Raw genomic sequence first — 22608 nt, 5'->3', positions numbered from 1 at the left:
ATAACTATTCATGAAAAAACGGTAAGCCACTTTTAAAATAAGTGGCTTACCGTTTTTTATTTTGCCAAAATCGCCGTCAATTTCTCAACCAACCGTTCCATCTGCTCGTCTGTCCCAATGGTTATTCGTAAATAATTATCAATCCCCGGCTTATTGAAATATCTAACGAGGATACTCTCTTTTTTCAATTCATTGTATAAAAACTCTGCCGAAACCGTTTCATGGCTAGCAAATACAAAGTTTGCTTGCGAAGGTAGGACGGTAAATCCAAGTTGCTCTAATGCAACAGTCGTCTCGTTGCGCGTTGCAATGATTTTAGCAGTACTCTCCTTAAAATAGGCTTCATCTTCAAATGCCGCTTGCGCTCCGGCAAGTGCGAGTCGATCCAATGTATAAGAGTTGAAAGAGTCTTTAATGCGAATTAACGCATCAATCAATGAAGCATTCCCCATTGCAAAACCAACACGTAATCCTGCTAATGACCGTGATTTCGATGTCGTTTGAACAACCAACAGATTGTCATATTGCTTAATCAGTTCTGCAGCAGATCTCGATGCAAAATCAATATATGCTTCATCAATAATCACGACTCGGTCAGGATTATTTTTCACAATTTCTTCAATCAAATCCAATTCAGCATAGAGACTGGTCGGTGCATTCGGATTCGGTAAAATGACGCCACCTTCAGACTGAAAAAACTGATCAATCCGCAATGTGAAATCCTCATTCAATGGAACTTCTTCATAAGGAATATCAAACAACTTAGCATATACCGGATAAAAGCTGTATGTAACGTCTGGAAAACGGATGGGCTGACCCGGTTCAAAAAAAGCCATAAAAGAAAATGCCAACACTTCGTCCGAGCCATTACCAACGAACACTTCGTCAGCAGTGAGTCCATACTGCCGCCCAATCGTTTCACGCAAACCATCTGCGGTCGGAGATGGGTACAACTGAAGTTTGTGCTCCATCTCTCCTTGAATGGCCTCCACTACTTTTGGGCTTGGTGGATAAGGATTTTCGTTCGTATTGAGCTTCACAATATCCTGTTGATTCACTTGTTCACCCGGCACATAAGGTTCCGTCCGCTTGACCATGCTACTCCAAAATTTACTCATCGCGCAGCACTTCACGATTCGGACGTCTTTTTCTTAATTCATTTTTAACATCTTCCACTGTCACACCGAGTTCTTCCATTAACACAAGCGAGTGATACGTCAAATCCGCTAGCTCACTTGTCACCTCTGCCTTATCACGATTTTTCGCGCCAATGACAACCTCAGTTGTTTCTTCCCCAACTTTTTTCAGGATCTTATCTAACCCTTCGCGGAACAAATACGTTGTGTACGATCCTTCTACAGGATTATTGTGCCGTTCTTTAATCTCGTCGACCACTTCCTGCACGACTTCTCTACTGGATGTTGATTGCTCCAAAGCCTTATAATTGAAGCAGGTCTCTTCACCCGTATGGCAAGCCGGGCCTTGTGGTAAAACTTGAACTAGGATAGTATCTTGATCACAATCGAATAGCAAGCGTTGAACTTGTTGACGATTGCCGGACGTTGCGCCTTTATTCCACAGTTCTTGCCTTGAACGGCTGTAAAACCACGTTTCTTTCGTATCCATTGTTTTTTGTAATGCTTCTTCATTCATATAAGCGAGCATAAGGACTTTCCCTGTCCGGTCATCTTGCACGATGGCAGGAATTAGCCCGTTATTATCAAATGTCAGTTTGTCGATTTCAATTGTCATAGTTAGTCATTCCCAACAGATGTATTTTGTTCAGCTAAGTATTGTTTTAATTCGCCAATTTGAATATCTTCAAAATGAAAAACAGATGCTGCAAGTGCCGCGTCAGCTTTTCCTTCCGTCAATACTGTATGGAAGTGTTCAGGCTTACCTGCTCCACCACTAGCGATAACTGGAATCGTAACCGCCTCTGCAATCGCGCGTGTTAATTCGAGATTATAGCCATCCTTTACGCCGTCTTCACCAATACTGTTGACAACTAATTCGCCAGCACCTAGCTGTTCGCCGCGTATGGCCCATTCGATGGCATCCATCCCAGTATCTTGCATACCGCCCTTCGCAAATACCGACCATTTACCCGGGCCAACTTCGTTGACATCCATCGATAGGATAATTCGTTCAGAACCAAATTTTTTCGCCGCTTCTTCTATTAAAGAAGGATTGCTTAGCGCTGCGCTATTAATAGACACTTTATCGCCACCTGCATCAAAAACCTTTTGGATATCTTCAATCGTCCGAATACCGCCACCGACGATAAAGGGAATGGATACTTCCTTCGCAATTTCAGCAATCAAATCGAGAAACATGGCACGGTTATTCGTTGATGCGGCAATATCGTAAAACACCAGCTCATCCGCACCGTCAGCCACATATTTCTTAGCCAATGTTAGCGGATCTGCAACTTCTTTCACCTCAAGAAACTTCTTGCCTTTTACAACCTTACCGTTATCAAAATCTAAACATGGAATAATACGATTACTTGCCATTTTTGTCGTCCCCCAATAGTTTGATTAAAGATAATTTGCCTTCATACAATGCTTTGCCGATAATAGCTCCATACATATTTAATTCGCGCAACTTTGCGATATCTTGCTCCGTAGAAACGCCACCTGATGCAATAATGTCAATGCTCGATGCATTATTCATCATTTCTAGTTCAGCTAAATTCGGCCCTTGTAGCATGCCATCTTTCAAAATATCTGTATAAACAACCGTTTTCACGCCAATTTCCACTAGCTGTTGCAGCAAGTTGACTGCTTTGACATCACTCAACTCTGTCCAGCCATCTGTCGCTACAAAGCCATTGCGTGCGTCAATAGAAACAGCAATTTTGTCACCATACTTTTCAACGGCTTCTTTTAGAAACTGCTGATCTTGGATGGCGGCCGTGCCGATAATTACCCGGCTAACGCCAGATGCGATGTGTGCATCCACGATGGCCATATTACGAATACCTCCACCAACTTGCACGGGTACAGATACACTGCTAGCGATCGCTCGAATCGCTTCTTTGTTCAATGAATTGCCCGTTTTTGCCCCGTCTAAATCCACAACGTGGATATAGGCGGCGCCTTGCTGTTCCCACTCTTTCGCCATTGCAGTTGGTGAATCGTTGTAGATAATTTCTTGATCATAATCCCCTTGAATTAATCGAACACATTTCCCATCTCGAATATCGATGGCTGGAAATAAAATCATGATGACTCCCCCTTTTTATAGTGTCTAGACTCCAGGCGCCAGATGCTCGGGTCGCTTCAGTCTTGCTTATAAAGGTAAAGAGCGCCTTTATCTTCAAGCCTTCCAGCAGGGAAGGATTGAACTTCATCCTTCCTACCTGTCGCATCTTAGCGGGCGCCTTCCGCTTTTCCTTACAGCACGCCCTTTGTAGATGGAACACCTTTCACGTCTGGATTAATCGTACTGGCCACTCGTAATGCACGACCGAATCCTTTGAAAATCGATTCGATAATATGGTGTGTGTTTTTGCCGTATTGTAAATTGATGTGTAAGTTGATTTTCGCGTTATTTGTAAAGGCAAGGAAAAACTCTTCTACGAGTTCTGTATCGAAATCGCCGACTTTGTCTTTCATACCTTCCACATTGAAAACAAGAAACGAACGTCCGCTAATATCAAGTGACACCGTGGATAGCGCCTCATCCATTGGCGTTGACACTGTCGCGTAACGCTCGATGCCTTCTTTCGTACCAATACTGTCATAAAACGCTTGTCCTAGCACGATGCCGATATCTTCAACTGAATGGTGTTGGTCCACTTCTGTATCTCCGTCACAATCCACTTTCAAATCAAATCGTCCATGCTTGGTGAATAATGTCAGCATATGATCGAAAAAGCCTACGCCTGTTTGAATATCAGTTTCCCCACTGCCATCTATTGCGAAGTCTAACTTAATCTTTGTCTCCGCCGTCTGTCTTGAAATCGATTTGCTACGCATTGTATCCCGCCTTCCTTACTTGAATTGAATTTGCATGGGCCGTTAAGCCTTCTGCATTCGCAATCGTAATTATGTCATCTGCAACGTCTTGCAACGCTTGCGCTGTATAATGGATAATGCTTGATTTTTTCATAAAGTCATAGACACCAAGTGGTGAAGAAAATGCTGACGTACCACTTGTTGGCAGCGTGTGATTTGGCCCCGCCATATAATCACCCAATGCTTCTGGTGAATAGTTTCCTAAAAAAATAGCCCCCGCATTGTTGATAAACGCCAATTGCTCCATTGGATTTTCTACCATAAGCTGTAAATGTTCCGGTGCCAATTCATTAACGAAATCATACGCTTCATCCAACGAATCGACAAGCACAATACGACCATTATCCGTAATGGATGCTTCAATAATATCCTTACGATCTGCACGCGCCATTTGCTCGCCCACTTGTTGTTGAAGAGCTTCAGCAAACGTTGTACTCGTCGTCACACAAATGGCTGTCGCACGCTCGTCATGCTCTGCTTGTGAAAGCAAGTCAGCAGCCACATATTCGGCTACTGCCGTATCATCCGCCACGACACAAATTTCACTTGGCCCTGCAATCATATCAATCGCAACGTCTCCGAATACCCATTTTTTCGCACGTGCCACATAGGCATTTCCAGGACCTGTAATTTTCACTACTTTTTCCACCGTTTCCGTACCATAAGCCAACGCAGCAATCGCTTGTGCGCCGCCAATTTTATAAACGACATCAACACCCGCTTCGCGTGCTGCCACCAGGACATGGGGATTCACTTTGCCATCTCTTTGAGGCGGCGTCACCATCGCGATTTTTCCCACACCTGCAATCTTCGCGGGTAGAGCATTCATCAAAACCGTTGAAGGATACGCCGCTTTTCCTCCTGGTACGTAGATGCCGACACTTGCAAGAGGCGTCACTTTCTGACCAAGAACAATTCCTTTGTCTTGATTAACAAACCAGGATTTTTCTTTCTGCTCTTCATGAAATGCAGAAATATTGTCCCTTGCTTTCCGCAGAGCCTGAACAAACTCTTGCGTAATAAGCCCTTGCGCTTCCTCAAACTCTTCGTCCGTCACGATGAGCTGCTCCAGTCGTACACCATCAAATTGCTCGGTATAGCTCATTAACGCTGCATCTCCATTTTCACGAACTGTTCCGATAATTCCTAGCACAGTTTTATCGAATTCGAGATCGTTGTGCTGTACCGCTTTCTCTTGTGCCTGTTCACCCTTATATTGTTCAACCGTTACAATTCGCATGAATCATCACTCCAATGCCACTTTTAAGTCTGAAATGAATTGCTGAATCTGAGTCGTTTTTGTTGCGTAACTCGCTTTATTGACAATCAAACGTGCACTGACGTCGGCAATTTCCTCCAAGACAACTAAGCCATTTTCCTTTAATGTTGCTCCCGATTCCACAATATCAACAATGACATCTGACATCCCAATTAGAGGTGCCAATTCAACCGAGCCATTCAATTTGATCGTTTCCACCCGAATGCCTTTGCCTTCAAAGTAGTTTTTTGCCACAGCGGGATATTTCGATGCCACCGTCAATGTGGCACTACTTGAAAACTCCTTATTTGGAAATCCTGCAACGGCTAGCTGACATTTCCCAATGCCGAGATCCAGTAACTCATAGACATCCACAGGGTCTTCCATGATCGTGTCTTTGCCTACAATGCCAATATCTGCTGCCCCTTTTTCTACGTATATAGGCACATCCACAGCCTTCACAAATATAAGTTTTACTTTATCAGCATCATCGAAGATTACTAATTTTCTACTCTCATCATGAAACTCTGAAAACTTTACACCTGCCTGTTCCAAAAACGTTAACGCCTGATCGGCAGTGCGCCCTTTCGCCATCGCGACGGTAAGATATGTCATTTATGTAGCCCCCTTAACCCCTACAAGTAAATCCAAAACTTCTTTCAAATCAAAGAAAGGAATGGTTTTCTCTTTAAAGTTCAGTTGATTATTGTCTTTTTCAAGTTGAATGGTATAGACACTTTGCTGGCGATTGACGTGTTGCTTCTGTTCTGAAAATGACAGAACACTATAATTACGCTCTCGCAATTCATTGGCAATAGCAATGGCCTGTTCTAACTTCGTATCATCATAAATAATTTTAACATCAATCGGAAAACGACTACTCACTTCTCTGCTTTGTGTCGCTTTAACCAATGATTCAATTTCACATGCAAAGCCAATGGCCGGTAGTTTTGCTCCAAATTCATCACCTAGTCGATCATAACGCCCGCCCATCAACACCGGCTTACCAAACTTCTCGACAAAGCCTTGGAAAATAACACCCGAATAATAACCCATATGGTTAATCAACCCTAAATCGCTGACAATGTATTGTTCTAAGCCATACATGTTTAATATGCGATAGACATCCATCAAGTAATCGAGTGTCTCTTGCATTTTCGGCGTCAAGGCAAGGCCCTGCGCGCGTTCACTCACTTCCACTGGATGACCATACAAAAATGGAATTCGCTCAATGGCATCTCGCACGTCTTCAGCAATATCAAGACGTTGAAGGAACGGACCAATTTCCACCACATTTTTCGCTTGAATCAACGTCTTCAACTGTTTGACTTGTTGCGCTGTCAATGGCAGATTTTGCACCAGTTCATTAAAAAATGCGGCATGACCAATTTCGATTTTAATGTCCATGAAGCCTAGATCTTTCATCGTATGACAAGCGAGTGCAATCACTTCAGCATCCGCTTCCGCTGAACTTTGGCAAAAGTATTCAACTCCAGCTTGTGTACTTTCAATACTATCGTTGCGATCCACTGGCTGTCGAAATACTTCCTGCACGTAAAAGTAACGTAATTCATCTACAAGGTTAGGATAATTCTCTGCCAATTCTCGCGTAATTGGAATCGTCACATCCGGTCGTAGCACTAACACTTGCCCTGTAGCATCGATGACTTTAATCATTTCATTTTGATTAATCGAACTATTTACTTTAGAATATAAATCATATTGTTCAAAGGCTGATGTTTTAATTCGTTTATAGCCGTACGTCGTAAAGCGTTTGTTAATGGTTTTAATGATACGTTCAACTTTTTCACTGTCGACTAGCATGCGTTCAGGATACACTTCGTTTCTAACCAATTCCAACACCTCTACTTTATCACTTTACTACACTAAAGTTATTTAGTACTATAATGGTATACAGACAAATTGTCAACATGAGGAGATGAGTTTTTTTATGTTCGATTATCATCTACATAGTTCATTTTCAGCAGACTGCCCAATTCCTATGGAGAATATGATTGAAGGCGCAATTCAAAAAGGATTAACGAAAATTTGTTTCACAGAGCATATCGACTATGACTACCCCTATGAAGATTTCATTTTCGATTTCGATAAAAAAGACTATGCCCAAAAAATTAAAGACATGCAGCAGCAATACGAAGGACGTATCCACATTCAAAAAGGCGTTGAAATTGGTGTACAGCCCCATATTTTAGATAAGTACAAGCAACTCATGGCCGAGGAAACATTCGATTTTATCATCTGCTCCATGCATACAGTTGAGAAAAAAGGACTGCATTTTGGTGAATTTTTCGAAAATAAAACCTTAGAAGAGTCGTATGGCATTTATTATGGCGAGCTATTATACTGCGTGCAAAACTACAAACAATTTAATATTCTCGGACATGCTGACCTTGTAAAGCGGTATACAAAACAACATTGCGATAATCCTTTTCATGATGAACTACGCGAGATTTTCAACGTTATCATTCCTGAAGGCAAAGGCATTGAATTGAATACGTCAGGCGTTCGTTACGGATTACCGAATGGTATGCCAAGTGATGATATTTTGAAGCTCTACAAGCAAAGTGGCGGCGAAATCATTACGCTCGGTTCTGACGCACATAAACCAGAGGATATCGCCTTCCAATTCCGTGAATCGCTGCAATTGCTCCAATCCATTGGATTCGACTACATTACAACGTTTGACGAGCAACAACCGGAGTTTCATGCGATTTCGCGTTTATTATGAATAAAAAACGGTCTCCCCCTTCTAATGAAAGAAGGTCGAGACCGTTTTTCACTTCCTCTTAGTTCGCTTGACTTAAAGACATGAAATTAACAAACATTTTTGCCGCTTGCGCGCGTGTTGTTGAGCTGCTTGGCATAAATTTGCCTTCAAAACCGCTTGCGATTTTTAATTCATGAAGCATTGAAATGGCATTGACCGTTTCTGTACCGTAGTTTCCTAAGTCAGTGAATGCCCCAGTTTGGGATGCCTTATAAGGGACTCCTGTACCAAGCTCATAGGCCCGTTCAATCATTAAAGCAAGTTGTGCCCGTGTAACTGCATCATTCGGTTTAAATTTGCCATTCTTGCCTCTCGCAATGCCATATTTATAAGCTGCATTAATATCCGCTTTTGTTTTCACTGCATAATTAGCGATATCGTCAAATGGCGCAACCTCATCTGTCGTCAAACCAAGTGCTTGCACAATCATGCTTGCGGCTTGCACCCGTGTCAGCTTTTGATTAGGTTTAAATGTACCATCTGCATAGCCACTCACAATCCCTGCTGCGGCAGCTTGTTCAATATATGCCTTCAATCCGTTTCCAGCAATATCCGTGAACAATGCAGGTACTGGAATACCTACCTCCGGATCAGTTTCAGGACCGACTTCTGGAACTTTTGCATTTTCCATCACTAGCCAAAATTGTTCCATGACCACTTTATAACCCGCTTCACTCAAGTGAATATTTTCCGGATTCGGAAGATACGCCTTATAGTCTGCCGCAATGGCATGTTCTGTTGGCACTAGGATGGCTTGTGTACCTGTTAGCCCCGCTGCAATGATTTTATTCAAAGTAGCGAGTAACTGATTGAGCATTGGCTGCATGTCCTCAGACATATAAGGAAATGGGTTATAATAGCCCATTACATAGACTTGCGCATCAGGATTGAGTTGGTTAATTTGTTCCATAATCGATTTGTAATTAGCACCTACTTGTTGGAGCGTTAACACCAACGCCTTCTGATCGACAGTCACTTTGCCTGTCGCCGGGTCTTGTTTAAGTAGAGGTAGCACATCATTAGCACCTGCGCTAATTGTGATGAGTTCTGCAGCTTTGATGGACTGCTGAAGCTTGGCTGTCTTTCCAACAGAGCCAACTCCCAAAACTTCTTTCGTTACATCCTGCCGAATATCATTCAACACATCTGTCGTTTTATAGCCTGGATACGAAAAGCCTTTATTAAATGACTTTAAATCTCCATTAGCATTGATAGCCTCCGCTAGAAAATCTGCATAACTTTTTCCTAACTCATTGTACGGACTAATCCCCGCTGCCAATGAATCTCCTAGCGCTAAATAATCAATAGTTTGGCCACTCTTATCGAGTTCATCTGCTGAAAAATGATATGGCACAACCATCATTTGCAACAGTAGGGTGACGGCGAAAAGCAAGCTGAATTTGAACTTTCTCATTATTGACCTCCTGTTTTTAATATATTAATGCCTTTTAACTTAATTCCCTTCTTTTAAAATATCAAACTACATTATCATTAATAAATTCGACATAGAATAATCAATTTCCTTCAAAAATTAAATAACACATCGATAGTAGCAACGCCAACCGCAAAATGAACTTTTTTCTCGATTAATACGTTGTGTGTCCATTGTACTCATATCCTCCTAATTGCTACTACCTGTGACATCTTCATAAAAAAAGTCCTTCCAACGATAAATCATATTCCATAAAAACATCCTCAAACAACGCCTGATCTATCAACTTATGCAATACACCATCAAAATAGCCAGCGATATTACGAATCTCTTTGCGTTTTGTCGCTTGAACAGCAATATGAAGGGCTTGTATGGCCAACTGTTCAAATAAATCACCTTGCTGCTCATGAAGACTAAATTTCATCATGCGTAATGACTGTGCACGGTAAATACCAAACAATTGACGTGCTAAAGAACTGTCGCCAATCGTTGTGGACAATAGATCTTTCATTCTTCCAAACAACGTTGTAGGTATAGGGGCTTGAAAAAGGTCGTGAAGAAGGCCGCGAACAAGGTGTCAATAAAGTAGCTAAAAAAATGATCTGAAGAGGAAAGAGCAATGAAGAAATTATGGATGTGACAGATTTAACTTTAGAAGAAGTGGAAGCATTAAGGGCTAATAGCTAGCTATAGTCACTCAGGTACTACAACCCGATTATGCAAATTCAGCAAGCTACTCCCGACTTTACAGGGGTTCGGCTTGCTGAATACTTTCTAAAAAAAATTACTGGTAATGGTCAATTCAGCTGTTATACCCTATCTCCCCACAATAACCGTCTTCACCAACGCAATCCGCTCTCGAAAAACCGATTTTGCCTCTACTACTTTCGGCGTTTCAGCCGCGACTACATCGGATTTCAAATCTAAACTCCGCGCAATTTTTTGCGCTCTTGCCAAGTGAAAATCACTTGAAATAATCGTGATGGAATCTACATCGGACGGTAGTAGTTTCTTAGAATAAAGAAAATTCTCATATGTAGAAGTCGATGCATCTTCTAGTATCAACCGACTCTCTTCAATACCATTGTCCGTTAAAAACCGCCTCATTGCTTCCGCTTCACTCATCGGTTCATCCGCACCTTGCCCGCCCGATAAAATCAGCGTCACATGCGGATTTTCATTGGCGTAGGCCAGTGCAGCATCTAAGCGATAACGCAATGACAGCGACAGGCTATCTTGTTTTACTTTTGCCCCCAACACAATCGCATAATCATTCGTGCCATCTGCTACTGGTTTCTTACCTGCCTCTATCCATTTCCCTGTTTTCCACCAACAGAAAATACCGACAGCAACGACTACAAGACTCACTAACAAAATCATTTTTCTCGATATTTTCATGCAATCACCTCGACTTTCACTGCTTTTTTCTGCAATAAATCCGTGTAAAATTAATATTCTTCCAACTTTCCTTTACTCACATTTTTTACATTAGCACAGACAATAAGTTTACTCAAAGAAAATTTGGAAACATATAGAAAAAGCTCTCCACATCAATCGAGTGGAGAGCCCGTTTCATCAGTTCTTAACAGTCTCTTTTTTATTCATTGTGCTATGCACTTCTGTTGGTAATCCCCATAGTTTGATGAAACCTACTGCCGCAGTTATGTTGTAAAATCTTAAAGATTTCTGGATTTTTCAAAAGCTACGCAAAAAACGCCTACACAATAGATTCCTTGTGTAGACGTTTCGTATATCTAAACATATCTTAACTAAGACCGTGCGCAACCATAGCATCCGCAACTTTCAAAAAGCCCGCAATGTTGGCACCCATAACTAGATTGCCCGGATGACCAAAACGTTCTGCGGCATCCATACAACTTGTGTAAATGTTTTTCATGACAAGATGAAGTTTTTCGTCAACTTCTTCAGCTGTCCATGACAAGCGCATACTGTTTTGCGACATTTCCATTGCCGAAACGGCCACACCACCAGCATTGGCAGCTTTTGCTGGGCCAAACAATACACCATTCTCTTGGAATAATGCCATCGCCTCCAGTGTGCAAGGCATATTAGCGCCTTCACCAATGGCCTTCACTGAATTGGCCACAAGCATCCGAGCAGCAATCTCGTCAATTTCATTTTGCGTTGCACATGGAAGAGCAATATCACATGGAATGGACCAAATTGCTGAACAATCCTCATGATACTCTGCATGCAGGTGGTCTTTGGTGTATTCAGAAATTCGTTTGTTTTCCACTTCTTTTAAACGTTTCACTGTATCTAAGTTAATACCATTTTTATCATAAATATAGCCACTCGAATCACTACATGCAACTACTTTCGCACCTAGCTGCATGGCCTTTTCCATCGCATAGATGGAAACATTCCCTGAGCCTGATACGATGACCGTTTGCCCATCAAAACGCTCATTTTTCACTTTCAGCATTTCTTCTACAAAATAGACAGTTCCATAACCCGTCGCTTCTTTACGGCCAAGACTTCCACCATGTTTCGGATCCTTCCCAGTGAAAACACCAGCCTCATAGCCGCCCTTCAAGCGGTTGTACTGCCCAAACATATAACCAATCTCTCTTTTCCCAACACCGATATCTCCCGCTGGAACGTCTCGATCCGGACCAATATACTTACTCAATTCTGTAATAAAACTTTGCGTAAAGCGCATAATCTCACGATCTGATTTGCCTTTTGGATCAAAATCCGAGCCACCCTTACCTGCCCCAATTGGTTGACCTGTTAAGGAGTTTTTAAAGATTTGTTCAAAGGCAAGGAACTTCATAATACTAACGTTAACAGAAGGGTGGAAACGAATACCGCCTTTATAAGGTCCTAGATCACTATTAAACTGAACCCGGAAGCCACGGTTCACATGGACTTTTCCTTGATCATCTTCCCACGCAACACGAAATGTGATAATGCGTTCCGGTTCCGTAATGCGTTCAAGTATACCATTCGTAATGTATTCGGGATGCTTGGCAAAAACGGGGCGAAGGGAGTCGAAGATTTCTCTTGTCGCTTGTAGAAATTCCTTTTCATCTGGATTACGCTTCTTCACTAATTCATATACTTCATGAACGTAGTCATTTGCCCTTTTTTTATTATCAGTATGAATCGAATCCAATTTATTCATTCTCACTCATTCCTTTCTTCATAATGCTATATGTTAAAGGAGAATCTTAGCGAATCTCCAATCTCAATTGTGTATGAATGGTTCAAAAAATTAACTTATTTTCAACTATTATCTCTGAAAATAGCAATAGACACAACTTTTTTTTATGGATAATCAATAATTATACTATATTGTGTCCTATTTATGTATAGAGAATTAAAAAAATATTTACTTTTCTTTGAACACCGTTTATTATTAGGTAATCAAACAACTGGGCGTATAAACCCGTTGTTTGAAAATCGATAGCTAATAGAAAGAGGGAGAGAGTATTATGAAGATTAGCAAAGTTTTTCGAGCATCTATGGGTGGGGTCGTCATGCTACTCATGACCTTCGTTTTCTTACCTGTCCTTGCGGTGAACCCTGATATTGAAATTCTTCAAAGTTTCATCAATTATATTAATAAAGAGTGATCAATTTAAAAATGAACCGCTGTGAGTGAAGTGACAGCGGTTCATTTTTCTTTATTTTATTTTCTGAATGATAAAGTTATCGGTCAACAACAACCAGTTTTGCGGGAATGCCAAGCCAAGCTTCCAATACATCATTCCTCGTAAACCAAACTCTTTGACCAAATCGAATTTGGCTTGAATACTGCGTGCATCTTCGAACCATACTTCATGATATACACCTGCATTGTCTGTATAGTTGAAATGTGGAGCTTGTGCAACATAATCATAGCTGATATCCACTTCTTGCCTAACTGCAATTTCCAACGCCTGTTGCGGGCTAACTGCCTTGGCAGGTGCTCCGCCTTGAGGTGGAAAAGGAGACGACCAATCATAGCCATATAAATTTTGACCTAAGAAAATTTTTTCATGAGGAATTTGACTAACTGCATACTTCACAACATCCCGTACGGGGCCAATTGGGCTCACAGCTTGCGGTTCGCTATACGTATAGCCCCATTCATACGTCATTAGAGAAACAAAATCGACAATCTCTCCATGTGCTTTGTAATCATGCGCTCCGTAAATCCCGGTGCGTATATCACTTGTCATGGGAGCCAGCGCGGTCGATAGCGTCAACCCTGCTGGATGGAAGCGGTCTCTAGCCCTCCGAAGGAAGCTATTATAAAGCTCACGATCTTCCGGCAGGAGTAATTCAAAGTCAAAATGAATATCTTTGTAGCCGACTTCATTGGCAATTTTGATAAGATTGCTGAATAAGCGATCCTGAGCTGCTTTGTCTGTAAAAATTGCGTGAGCCAAATCTGCATTAAATGCAAAATCCTCCAAGTTACTAGCGACAAGCGCATTTGCGGCCCCCGCTGATTTAGCGATATTCGGGATATCATCAATCGATGGCGCTTTTACTGAACCATCACGCTTGACCTCGTAACTGAACATGGCGAGGTATGTTAGCTGCGGGACACGCCTCCGCACTTCATTAATCATTACCTGTGTCACTGGCGTTCTTGGCTCAACATACAATAACGACTGCGCTACCTTTTTGGGTCTTGGCGGGATGTAAAGACGCTGCCCTACTTGAAGAGTACTGGATGGAGAGATACCATTGATGGTCGCCAATTCATTGACAGTCATTCCATATAATTCAGCGATGATGTACAGCGATTGACCTGGCTGAACCCAGTGATAACTGCCTGTAATCGGAATGACCAATGCTTGACCTACTACAATGCGAGATGGATTTGGAATTTCATTAGCATTTGCAATATCTTGATAGCTAATACCATAAGCCTGAGCAATGCTGTATAAGCTCTGCCCTTTTTGAACTACATGAATCTGCATGCTTATCATCTGCCTTTCATTAATCAATTACGCCTCGGCGTAATTGCGTCCGGATTTTTTTCGAGCACGATGCCTACAGGAAGTAGGTCATGCAGTTGGGAAGGATTGAACTGCATCCTTCCTCGTTGCGAATCGAACTGCGAAGGGTTCGATTTGCCGTATTTCTGCGTTCTTTGCAGAGATTAAGGCACTTTCTAGACGTCGCGCACTTAGACCGCCTTCTTAATTCTCCCCTAAAATCCGTGACATCCGCCGGAGGCTTTCTCTTTATTCAGCAGGGGGGCTTCTGCTGAATGAAGAGAAAAATGTCCTCTATCTAAGCCTATTTTTGTCGGGCGGTAATTATGCATCTTTTGAGTGTATAGATTTCATTGCACCATCCATACTACTGACGATAAAAAAAACATCCATAGGAGGATATGAAATGACGCAAAATCCATTTGGTCAAACACATGAAAATATGCACACAGGTCCCGTTCCACAACAGATGAATCACGGTGGGCATGAGTTATTCGATGTCCATGAGGTATTATCTTGCACGGTTGCTGCACTTAACCAAGCCATTTTATTACGTCCACACGTCCAAGATCCCGAGTTGCTAGATATATTGGACCGCCAATACCGCTTCACTTTAGACGAATATAACATTACAGTCGAAGCCTTTAAAACCGGAAAGAACCCCTCACATCCAACAGGAACTTATGAGATGAAAGGAGGCAACGACTTCGTTTATGGCATGAAAGCATCGCCACCAACCAAACCTATCCAATCAGAGGCAGAACTATCTGACCAAATAATTTCGGGTTATTTACTTGGTTCTGCTAAAACGGGTGCAACATCCAAAACAACTGCCGCCCTCGAAACCTGTAATCCCGTCCTGCGCCGCGTACTAGCTGACTCTGTACCAAACTGTTTAGAAATGGCTTACGAACTGGCAATTTATCAAAATAAGCATCATTATTATCAAATGCCGCAGCTCGCCCAGCCTGATATGCAGCAATTATTGAACTCGTTTGCTACGGCAGGACAACCGGCGATGCCGAATCATACGATTCAATAATGTCCATAAAAAAGGTGCTCACTTGAAAAAAAGTGAGCACCTTTTCTTGTTCAGTTCATTTTGATTTTGCGTAAAATATCTTTGGCGCATCCGCTTCGAAACGTACGAGCTCTCCCGTTCCTGGGTGTATTAGCACTATACGAGTGGCATGAAGGCCCAGTCGTTTAATGGGATTTCCTGTTGCTCCATATCGTTTATCCCCCACAACTGGATGTCCGAGGTCTTCCATATGGACACGGATTTGATTTTTACGGCCTGTTTCAAGCTCCACTTCTAATAAGCTGAACTGTTTATTGGCTTGTAATGTTTTGTAATGCGTCACTGCATGCTGTCCACCGTTATCTGTCGGGTTTGAATACACTTTAAACGTTTTACTTTCCTTCAACCACGATGCAATCTTACCTGCTTTTTTACGCACAGTCCCTTCCACAAGTGCGATATAGACGCGCTCTTTCACTACTTTAGCCCAATTGGTTTGCAAGGCTTCCTTCACTTCTTCACTTTTAGCAAATAGCATTACACCAGACGTATCTTTGTCAAGTCGATGAACAATAAAAATCCGCTTATTCGGATTACCATTGCTGACATAATCGCGTACTTGACGATAGGCTGTCATTTCTGTTTCATTTTTTGATGCGACTGACAATAGACCTGCGTCTTTATTGATGACAATAATGTCATCATCTTCGTGTAAAATACTGACGCCAACCAACGTTTCACCTTTTATAGCTGCTTGATTTTTAACAATTTCAACAGTCTGCCCAGGCCGAATTGGATGATTATGTTGTTTCACCATTTTGCCATCTACCGTTACTTGCCCACGTGTCAATATGGATTTCACTGCGTTTCGCCCACTCCCTGCCATCATCTCCAATAAAAAGGGCAATAGCTCCGACGATTCTTTTACTGTGTAAACGGATGTATCTGCTTTTTTGTTTACTGAATTTTTACGGTTTTTCTGCATATTAAAAACTCCTCGCTCTCTCCCCCTATTATCCTCAAATTGCCTCCACAATACAAACGCTGTATGATTGAATGAGGGAATTATTTATCTGAATTCAGCAGAAGACCACTACTTCTACTGGTAGCGGAATGAATGCAAGATGCTTTTCAACTTGTTTGATTTCAAACTCCAGCTGAATTCAGATAATGCCTCCGGCGGATGTCACGGATTTTTAGGGGAGCTTAGGAAGGCAACCTAAGTACGCCGCATCGTGCGGCAACGCTTGCATGACCGACATCCTGTCGGCCTCAAGCTCGAAAAAAATCCGGACGCAATCACGCTGGGGCGTGATTGATAAGACGCAAGGAAAAGGGGAGTATTATGCGAGTTGCTATTTTCGATTTTGACGGAACGCTCTATGCGGAAGAAACTTTTCGATTATTAATGAATCACCTCAAGCACCATCCGGTTCACCATCCCAAATTCAAAAAGTTTTACCGGGCGATTCTTCGTCCTTACCTCGGTCACAAAATGAAACTGGTTCCCGAGGCTAGGATGAAAGAACAGTCGATGCAAATCTACTTAGATTCACTTGGCCAACAATCGAAATTTGAGTTAGATCAGTATTTTGAGGAATTGGCCGATAAAGTGCGACAAGGCTTCAATCCAGATGTACTGTCACGATTAGAACAACATATCGCTGACGACGTGTATGTAATGCTCGTCTCGGGTGCCTATACTCCCCTTCTACAATCGGTCACAAAGGGGTTACAATTCGATACAATTATTGGCACAGAGGTCCCTTTAAGTGGACAAGATGTCGATTATCAAGCACCGATTTTCCATGTGCATGGTCCACGGAAAAACGAGAAAATTGTACAGGCTTTGGAAGGGAAAGATATCGACTGGCAAAATAGTTATGCCTATGGAGATAGCTTTTCTGACATTCCCGTCCTGGAACTTGTGGGACATCCTGTTGCTGTGCGACCTGAACCACGCTTACAAGCAATTGCGGAACAACGCGAGTGGGAGATTATTTAAAGATATATGGGGATTTTTATAAACTCGCCGGTTAATCCAACGTTATAAAAAAACGAAGCCTCATTGGCTTCGTTTTTAACTTGCTTCAGCAAAAATGCCCTCCTGAAGCAAGTTAAGCCTCCGGAGGATGTCACAAATTTTGAAGGGAGTTAAGGGAAGGCAGTCTAAGTTCGCGACGTCTGGAACGTGCCTTAATTTCCGCAAAGAACGCAGAAATACGGCAAATCGAACCCTTCGCTGTTCGATTCGCAACAAAGAGGGATGCAGTTCAACCCTTCCCCCCTGTAGCCCTCAAGCGCAATTCAAAATTTGGACGTAATGACGCCGAGGCGTAATTGATTTGGTTATGACAGTGCTTTTAATCCCACAACGCCTGCTACAATAAGCATGACACTCACCATGCGTCCTGTACTTCTCGATTCTCCGAAGAAAAACATGTTAATCAGAACAGCTCCTGCCGTTCCTATACCAATCCATACCGCATAAGCGATACTCACTTGTAAGTACTTAAACGACATATATAAAAAGGCAAAAGAAGCGCCAAACCCGCCCGCATACAACAAGCCGCTGTTCGCTGTTTTCTTCTGACTGTATTTCTTTAATCCAACGACACCAATAATTTCACTAATTGCTGCAAGTAATACATATAGCCAACCCATAGTTACACAGTTCCCTTCGCTGTTGCTCTCTCTTCTTTGTCATCAACAAGCTTCAAACTAATGACACCAATTACTAAAACTGCAATGAAGAATATCTTCCCTGCGCTCAAGCTTTGGTCGAAAAAGAAAACATCCATTAACGCCGTACCCACGGTTCCGATCCCCGCAAAAACAGCATAAACGGTACCCGTCGGCAGATTTTCACAAGCCTTTGCTAAGAAATGAAAATCAATCGCAATACATACAACGATAAAAATCCAATGCCACCAAGCACTTGCCACATTAAAACCAAAAATCCAAACCAACTCAAAAAAACTAGTCATCGCGACATAGAACCACGATTTATTCATGAAAAATCCTCCTAAAGTTACGACTGACTGATTGTCATTCATTTCACTAGATAAAGCTGGGATTACTTGTTCATCCCTAGCGCATGCCTTAAAAAATCATTCACTTCTGCCTGTTGAATGCGTGCCTGATCCTCTTGTTCCGAATCATATAAATAAATTTGCTCGGCAGCTGATTCAACCAATCCAATGATCATCTTCGCTGTGCGATCGGCATGAATGGATGACCGTATAATCCCCTCTTCCTTGGCCTCCCGCAATCGCTCACTAATCCATTGGTAGAAAGGTGCATAGACCGTTTCCCATTCCTTTAAATGTTCCGTTGACGCAAGGCCAGAGTAAATGAGCGCTTGTATTTCATGATAGTCATGCGTCACTTGAAAAATAGCCTCGACAAGCTGCTCAAGCTGCACTGAAAAAGTAGCTGATTGCTGTACAGACTCCTGCACAATAGCCATCGTTTTCTCCACCATCACTTCCGCAATCGCTGGCATCAGTGATAATTTAGACGGGAAATACAAATAAAACGTACCTTGCGCAATCCCCGCAGCTTTAACGATATCCGAAATCTTCGTCTTTTCAATACCCTGCTTTTGAAAAACTTCAATCGCTGCATGTACAATCATCTCTTTTTTATTCATCCACTTGTCCTCCCACACTCCAACATGACTGACTGTCATTCATATTAGCGCGTCTTCAATAATAAAGCAAGCAACTTTGCTGTTGTTACCGAATTCAATAAGCTATTTAGTTTTCCAGAAATATATTATCCGATGACAATTCTAGCCTTAAAATTGATCACAATAAGATAAAATAGGGCAATGATGATTAGCCTTTTCATCACATATCAAAGAATTTCAATAAATAGTATAACCCCAAAACCTTTAATAGTGTAACATAAATCCGGAAAACGGCAAATTATTTTAAAGAATTTTATAGTCATTGAAAACATTATAACAAAGGTAATGGAAGCGCTTCACTTCGAATAGTTTTCTAATTCAATTGAATTTTCGGACTTGTGTTATTTTAGATTCCATGGTAAAAATTTATTACTCAATAAAATACTGTAGGGAATGAGGGATGTTCATTGACGAATCATTATCGGTCTTCATTAGAGATGCATCGGCTTCATGTTGGTAAAATGGAAACCGTGTCTAAAGTTCCGCTCGAAAACAGAGTGGATCTAAGTTTGGCTTACTCTCCAGGAGTAGCAGAACCTTGTTTAGAAATCGCCAAAAATCCCGCAGCAGTATACGAGTACACCATCAAGGGGAATCTAGTTGCCGTAGTGACAGATGGGACGGCTGTATTAGGTTTAGGGGATATTGGGCCTGAAGCAGCACTTCCTGTTATGGAAGGAAAAGCTTTATTGTTAAAAAGATATGCGAATATCGATGCTTTTCCAATTTGCTTGAATACAACGGATGTAGAGGAGATCATCCAAGCAGTTAAAGCAATCAGTCCTACGTTTGGCGCTATTAATTTGGAAGATATCTCGGCACCACGTTGCTTCGAAATCGAAAAAAGGTTACGTGAAGAATGCGATATTCCAGTATTCCACGATGACCAGCATGGCACTGCCATTGTCGTTGGTGCCGGATTAATAAATGCTCTAAAAGTTGTCCATAAAGACATGCAAGCCGTTAAAATTGTGGTCAATGGCGCGGGGGCAGCCGGGATTGCAATAACAAAACTTCTTCTTACCATTGGATTTGAACAAATTACCGTTTGCGATTCACAGGGCGTTATTTATAAAGGACGACTGAATGGTATGAATGCAAGTAAACATGACATCGCCGCTATTACAAATCCACATGGCATAACAGGATCATTACAAGATGCAATGATCGGATCAGATGTCTTCATTGGCGTTTCCGTCGCGAATCTATTGACAAAAGAATTGATTGATTGCATGAATGAGGATCCAATTGTTTTTGGTTTGGCGAATCCAAATCCAGAGCTGGCCCCTGATAAAGCGCAGGAATACGGGGTTCGCATTATTGCGACAGGGCGCTCTGATCATCCAAATCAAGTGAATAACGTCCTGGCCTTTCCAGGTATCTTCCGCGGGGCTCTCGATGTCCGTGCCAGTGAGATCAATGAAAGTATGAAATTGGCCGCAACCTATGCTATTGCTTCATTGATTGACGAAGCTGACTTACGGAATGATTATATTATTCCTGATCCTTTTGATGAGCGAGTTGTAAAAATTGTTGCGGAGGCCGTCAGTAAAGCTGCGATTGAGTCAGGCGTGTCTACTCTTAAAGAGTACGTAGTCTTGTGATTTTAGTAAAGAAAAGCGTCATAAACCGAATAAATCCGTGTTTATGACGCTCTTCATTTATTTCTCCGCCTTAGAGCTCCTATGAATATACAGACTTCCATCCGTTTGTATTTCAGCGTAAAACACTTGTTCAACTTTACCAATTCCTTGTTTTTTCAGCTGATCATATAACCACTCTTCCGTTAAATTTAACTCAGTCAAATTCTTTTTAACAATTTTTCCGTCAGAAATGATTTCAGTTGGAATATATTTCGGTTCAGGTGCCGGAGCATTGACATCTTTTTTTGTCGCGGGCTCCTGACTAGCTTTTTTCAACACGCTTAAATTTCCGTTCGTTTCAAGTATTGCATATTGAACATCTTTAATCGAAAAAATACTTTGTTCCCGTAGCATCATGTTTAAATCATTCAGATGAAGACGCGTTTTTTTCATGGCTTCCTCAACTATTCTTCCTTCATACATGATAATTGTCGGCTGGTCGTCTAGAATCACTCGGGCTCTCTTTGACTTGAGCGCGATATAACTCATAAGTATGGTCAACGCCGCCCACCAAGCCATGGCGATAAGGCCATCTATAAAAGGTGTTTCATGCTGTCCTGCAATTTCTGCCGCTATTGAACCGATTGTAATGCCTGTGACATAATGGAAGAATGTCAGCTGTGAAATTTGTTTTTTTCCCATTAGCCTGGCCAAAATGAGTAAAACAATAAATGCCAGCGTTGTCCTTAATAACGTTTCCCAGAAATTAATCTTCGATAATTCCTCCATAATCATTATCATTCACACTCCCGTTATTCAAAGAGTGTTCCACTATTGCTTGTCGACTATACATAGGTAAATGTGGGCTTTTCCAAGTGTCAATTAGAAAAAAGCCACGAATAGTAGTATTTACCTTCGCGGCTTTCCTATTAATCGAGTTTCACCCTAAGAATGACTCCTGAATTTGCATCAATTTTTACTTCATATTTATAGCCTTCCGCCGTTCTAATATCAACTTCATAGACTAGCAAACCGTCATCATAATCCAGTTCCACTTTTACAACCTGCCCTGGTACACGCTGCAAGGCAATCGCCATCGCTTGATCGATTGTGATCCTACGATATTGTGGGTTTTGCCAATGATTCGCCCAATATTGATTTTGATGCGTCACCTATTCCCCTCCTATTCAAAATTATGCAGTCTTTAACACTCAATTCGCAATGGAGAAAGGGATTATATCAATAGAAAATCAACAATAATTCAATAAAATCAACATCATTACTTTGACTACATTTCTTTAAAGTCACTTTTTTACTGGCCACAATTTTATTATTATCCTACAAAACAGAATGGGGTAGTAATACAAAATTCCAACAAACTGGGAATTCACCAAAAAAATATTTTGTTACTTTTTCACTATTAATTATCATGGCCAAGTGTTGATAACCCGTCCGCCCTTCCTTTCATTGAATATATTAGGTAGGAAAGGAGCTGAAAATATGAACTCAATTAATTTTAAAAATAATGGATGTAGTGGATCACAGCACAGCAATGCGGGTTTCAACTGGGGCTATAAAAGGCAAATCAATTGCAACTTTGGACCATTCACAGCTATTGATGCAACCAATCTTTGTAATTGTAATAACTTCTGTAAAGCAGGGTGCGAAGGACCTGCTGGGGCTGATGGTGCTGACGGACTACCTGGACCCGCTGGTACTGACGGCGCTGACGGACCACCTGGACCTGCTGGCGCTGACGGCGCTGACGGACTAACTGGACCTGCTGGCGCTGACGGAGCTGACGGACCACCTGGACCTGCTGGCGCTAACGGAGCTGACGGACCACCTGGACCTGCTG

Annotated in this window: 24 protein-coding genes and 1 pseudogene; 6 read left to right on the top strand and 19 right to left on the bottom strand. The window is 41.8% G+C overall.

Annotated elements, in window-relative coordinates:
• Nucleotides 1-56 precede the first annotated feature (56 nt).
• The 8 genes from hisC to hisZ form a co-directional block, all read right to left on the bottom strand.
• The gene (gene hisC / locus R2B72_RS00125; RefSeq protein WP_318614047.1) at nt 57-1118 is read right to left on the bottom strand and encodes a histidinol-phosphate transaminase; all 1062 of its coding nucleotides are present in this window, start codon (nt 1116-1118) and stop codon (nt 57-59) included.
• Nucleotides 1111-1752 carry a bifunctional phosphoribosyl-AMP cyclohydrolase/phosphoribosyl-ATP diphosphatase HisIE gene (gene hisIE / locus R2B72_RS00120; protein WP_318614046.1) on the bottom strand — a complete coding sequence of 214 codons (642 nt, stop codon included), beginning with the start codon at nt 1750-1752 and terminating at the stop codon, nt 1111-1113. The genes hisC and hisIE overlap by 8 nt, the downstream gene beginning before the upstream one ends.
• Nucleotides 1753-1754: 2 nt before the next feature.
• Nucleotides 1755-2516, bottom strand: coding sequence for an imidazole glycerol phosphate synthase subunit HisF (gene hisF, locus R2B72_RS00115; protein WP_318614045.1), 762 nt, complete (start codon nt 2514-2516; stop codon nt 1755-1757).
• Entirely contained in the window at nt 2506-3228 is a 723-nt protein-coding gene (hisA, locus tag R2B72_RS00110) for a 1-(5-phosphoribosyl)-5-[(5-phosphoribosylamino)methylideneamino]imidazole-4-carboxamide isomerase (RefSeq protein WP_318614044.1), read from the bottom strand. Before hisA ends, hisF begins: the two co-directional genes overlap by 11 nt.
• A 170-nt stretch (nt 3229-3398) precedes the next feature.
• Complete coding sequence (gene hisB, locus R2B72_RS00105) at nt 3399-3983, bottom strand: imidazoleglycerol-phosphate dehydratase HisB (protein ID WP_318614043.1); 585 nt, start codon at nt 3981-3983, stop codon at nt 3399-3401.
• On the bottom strand, nt 3976-5262 hold the full coding sequence (gene hisD, locus R2B72_RS00100; RefSeq protein ID WP_318614042.1) for a histidinol dehydrogenase: 1287 nt from the start codon (nt 5260-5262) through the stop codon (nt 3976-3978). The genes hisB and hisD overlap by 8 nt, the downstream gene beginning before the upstream one ends.
• 6 nt (nt 5263-5268) lie before the next feature.
• Entirely contained in the window at nt 5269-5895 is a 627-nt protein-coding gene (gene hisG / locus R2B72_RS00095) for an ATP phosphoribosyltransferase (RefSeq protein ID WP_318614041.1), read from the bottom strand.
• Nucleotides 5896-7134, bottom strand: a complete 1239-nt coding sequence (gene hisZ / locus R2B72_RS00090; protein WP_318614039.1) for an ATP phosphoribosyltransferase regulatory subunit — start codon at nt 7132-7134, stop codon at nt 5896-5898. It abuts the gene before it with no gap.
• A 97-nt stretch (nt 7135-7231) separates the two neighbouring features.
• Here hisZ and R2B72_RS00085 point away from each other — a divergent pair, with 97 nt between their 5' ends.
• On the top strand, nt 7232-8029 hold the full coding sequence (locus R2B72_RS00085; RefSeq protein WP_318614038.1) for a histidinol-phosphatase HisJ family protein: 798 nt from the start codon (nt 7232-7234) through the stop codon (nt 8027-8029).
• A gap of 58 nt (nt 8030-8087) precedes the next feature.
• Here R2B72_RS00085 and R2B72_RS00080 read toward each other — a convergent pair whose 3' ends face one another.
• From R2B72_RS00080 to gdhA, 4 genes are all read right to left on the bottom strand, one after another.
• The gene (locus tag R2B72_RS00080; protein ID WP_318614036.1) at nt 8088-9482 is read right to left on the bottom strand and encodes an S-layer homology domain-containing protein; all 1395 of its coding nucleotides are present in this window, start codon (nt 9480-9482) and stop codon (nt 8088-8090) included.
• Between the two features lie 232 nt (nt 9483-9714).
• Complete coding sequence (locus R2B72_RS00075) at nt 9715-10011, bottom strand: hypothetical protein (protein WP_318614034.1); 297 nt, start codon at nt 10009-10011, stop codon at nt 9715-9717.
• Nucleotides 10012-10316: 305 nt separating this feature from the next.
• Nucleotides 10317-10898 carry a YdcF family protein gene (locus R2B72_RS00070; RefSeq protein WP_318614032.1) on the bottom strand — a complete coding sequence of 194 codons (582 nt, stop codon included), beginning with the start codon at nt 10896-10898 and terminating at the stop codon, nt 10317-10319.
• Nucleotides 10899-11265: 367 nt separating this feature from the next.
• A complete protein-coding gene (gene gdhA, locus R2B72_RS00065) occupies nt 11266-12648 on the bottom strand; it encodes an NADP-specific glutamate dehydrogenase (RefSeq protein WP_318614030.1) in 1383 nt (460 codons plus the stop codon).
• A gap of 310 nt (nt 12649-12958) precedes the next feature.
• Between gdhA and R2B72_RS00060 the strand changes: the two genes are divergently transcribed.
• Entirely contained in the window at nt 12959-13099 is a 141-nt protein-coding gene (locus R2B72_RS00060) for a hypothetical protein (RefSeq protein ID WP_318614029.1), read from the top strand.
• A gap of 51 nt (nt 13100-13150) precedes the next feature.
• Here R2B72_RS00060 and R2B72_RS00055 read toward each other — a convergent pair whose 3' ends face one another.
• The gene (locus tag R2B72_RS00055; protein WP_318614027.1) at nt 13151-14437 is read right to left on the bottom strand and encodes a glycoside hydrolase family 18 protein; all 1287 of its coding nucleotides are present in this window, start codon (nt 14435-14437) and stop codon (nt 13151-13153) included.
• Nucleotides 14438-14861: 424 nt separating this feature from the next.
• Here R2B72_RS00055 and R2B72_RS00050 point away from each other — a divergent pair, with 424 nt between their 5' ends.
• Complete coding sequence (locus tag R2B72_RS00050; protein ID WP_318614026.1) at nt 14862-15497, top strand: spore coat protein; 636 nt, start codon at nt 14862-14864, stop codon at nt 15495-15497.
• A gap of 55 nt (nt 15498-15552) precedes the next feature.
• Here the strand turns inward: R2B72_RS00050 and R2B72_RS00045 are convergent, their stop codons facing one another.
• Nucleotides 15553-16461, bottom strand: a complete 909-nt coding sequence (locus tag R2B72_RS00045) for an RluA family pseudouridine synthase (RefSeq protein ID WP_318614024.1) — start codon at nt 16459-16461, stop codon at nt 15553-15555.
• 360 nt (nt 16462-16821) lie between these two features.
• Between R2B72_RS00045 and R2B72_RS00040 the strand changes: the two genes are divergently transcribed.
• The gene (locus tag R2B72_RS00040) at nt 16822-17481 is read left to right on the top strand and encodes an HAD-IB family hydrolase (RefSeq protein WP_318614023.1); all 660 of its coding nucleotides are present in this window, start codon (nt 16822-16824) and stop codon (nt 17479-17481) included.
• 344 nt (nt 17482-17825) lie between these two features.
• Here the strand turns inward: R2B72_RS00040 and R2B72_RS00035 are convergent, their stop codons facing one another.
• From R2B72_RS00035 to R2B72_RS00025, 3 genes are all read right to left on the bottom strand, one after another.
• Nucleotides 17826-18140 (bottom strand): multidrug efflux SMR transporter, encoded by a 315-nt coding sequence (locus R2B72_RS00035; protein WP_318614022.1) that lies wholly within the window; start codon nt 18138-18140, stop codon nt 17826-17828.
• A gap of 2 nt (nt 18141-18142) precedes the next feature.
• The gene (locus R2B72_RS00030) at nt 18143-18490 is read right to left on the bottom strand and encodes a multidrug efflux SMR transporter (protein ID WP_318614021.1); all 348 of its coding nucleotides are present in this window, start codon (nt 18488-18490) and stop codon (nt 18143-18145) included.
• Between the two features lie 62 nt (nt 18491-18552).
• A complete protein-coding gene (locus R2B72_RS00025) occupies nt 18553-19128 on the bottom strand; it encodes a TetR family transcriptional regulator (protein WP_318614020.1) in 576 nt (191 codons plus the stop codon).
• Between the two features lie 446 nt (nt 19129-19574).
• Here R2B72_RS00025 and R2B72_RS00020 point away from each other — a divergent pair, with 446 nt between their 5' ends.
• Entirely contained in the window at nt 19575-20771 is a 1197-nt protein-coding gene (locus tag R2B72_RS00020) for an NADP-dependent malic enzyme (RefSeq protein ID WP_412177759.1), read from the top strand.
• 57 nt (nt 20772-20828) lie between these two features.
• Here R2B72_RS00020 and R2B72_RS00015 read toward each other — a convergent pair whose 3' ends face one another.
• Complete coding sequence (locus tag R2B72_RS00015) at nt 20829-21539, bottom strand: YetF domain-containing protein (RefSeq protein WP_412177770.1); 711 nt, start codon at nt 21537-21539, stop codon at nt 20829-20831.
• A 140-nt stretch (nt 21540-21679) separates the two neighbouring features.
• Nucleotides 21680-21922: a PepSY domain-containing protein gene (locus tag R2B72_RS00010; protein WP_318614018.1), complete on the bottom strand. Its 243-nt coding sequence runs from the start codon at nt 21920-21922 to the stop codon at nt 21680-21682.
• Nucleotides 21923-22250: 328 nt separating this feature from the next.
• Between R2B72_RS00010 and R2B72_RS00005 the strand changes: the two are divergent.
• Nucleotides 22251-22608 (top strand): annotated as a pseudogene (locus R2B72_RS00005) (hypothetical protein); the annotation flags it as partial.

It is taken from the genome of Sporosarcina sp. YIM B06819 (assembly GCF_033485175.1).
GTDB lineage: Bacteria > Bacillota > Bacilli > Bacillales_A > Planococcaceae > Sporosarcina.
Note: the sequence above shows the minus strand (reverse complement) of the source record. Positions and strands in the feature narration are given on the sequence as shown.